Annotated in this window: 1 protein-coding gene; it reads left to right on the top strand. The window is 45.2% G+C overall.

Translation table 11 applies throughout. The features are described from left to right. Positions 1 to 23: 23 nt before the first annotated feature. A complete protein-coding gene (locus K6Y21_RS21075) occupies positions 24 to 971 on the top strand; it encodes an IS30 family transposase (protein ID WP_233073912.1) in 948 nt (315 codons plus the stop codon). Positions 972 to 982 lie beyond the last annotated feature (11 nt).

The following is a 982-nucleotide window of genomic DNA, read 5'->3' as shown; positions in this document are numbered from 1 at the left end:
CCAAAGAAACAAGCAGTACTACCATGAATTATCAGCAGTTGACCGAAGGCAGAAGATACCAGATTTCTGCTCTTTTGGAACGGGGAGTTTCGATTTCTGAAATAGCTAAAGCTGTTCAGTGCCATCGCTCTACGGTGTATCGAGAGCTTAAACGAGGATGCAACAATAATCGCTATTGTCCAAGTGAGGCTCACGCGTTATCTATCAAAAAGCGTACTTGCGCTCGTAAATACCGTATACCACAAGAACGCGTTGATTTTATCCGTCTTCTTTTAGAAGCAGATTGGAGTCCAGAGCAGATTGCCAATGTATTAACGAATGTAGGCGCAGCCGTTAGTCATGAGTGGATTTACCGTTTTGTCGCTCAGGACAAGCGCTTGGGCGGTAAGTTATATCGTCACTTGAGGCAAGGCCACAAGCGGTATCGTCGTGGTAAAAAAGAGAAAGCGCCAGCAATAAAGAATGCGGTTTCGATTGATGACAGGCCGAGTATCGTTGACAGTAAAGAGCGGTTTGGTGACTGGGAAATCGACACGGTGCTAGGTAAGCATGGCACCGGGGCTATGGTGACGATTTTAGAGCGTAAAACCCGATTTTACTTGGTAAAGAAAGTGCCATCTAAGTCAGCAAATGATGTAACCAAAGCAACCATTGAGCTACTCATGCCTTATAAAAAACATGTCCATACTATCACTGCAGATAACGGGCGAGAGTTTGCAGATCATGAAGCCATCGCAAAAGCGTTAGAAGCTGATGTGTACTTTGCTCACCCTTATAGTTCTTGGGAGCGTGGCGCTAACGAGAATGCGAACGGGCTTTTAAGGCAGTATGTGAAGAAAGGAACCGACTTAACAACGGTGACGGACATCGATATCGAGTTCGCTTTATCGCGGATAAATTATCGGCCAAGAAAGTGTTTAGGCTTCAAGCAGCCAGCCCTTGTATTTAAAGCAATGGCATTAGCTGCTTGATATTGGAGAGT

It is taken from the genome of Motilimonas eburnea (assembly GCF_021295345.1).
Classification (GTDB): Bacteria; Pseudomonadota; Gammaproteobacteria; order Enterobacterales; family CBDFNC01; genus Motilimonas; species Motilimonas eburnea.
Note: the sequence above shows the minus strand (reverse complement) of the source record. Positions and strands in the feature narration are given on the sequence as shown.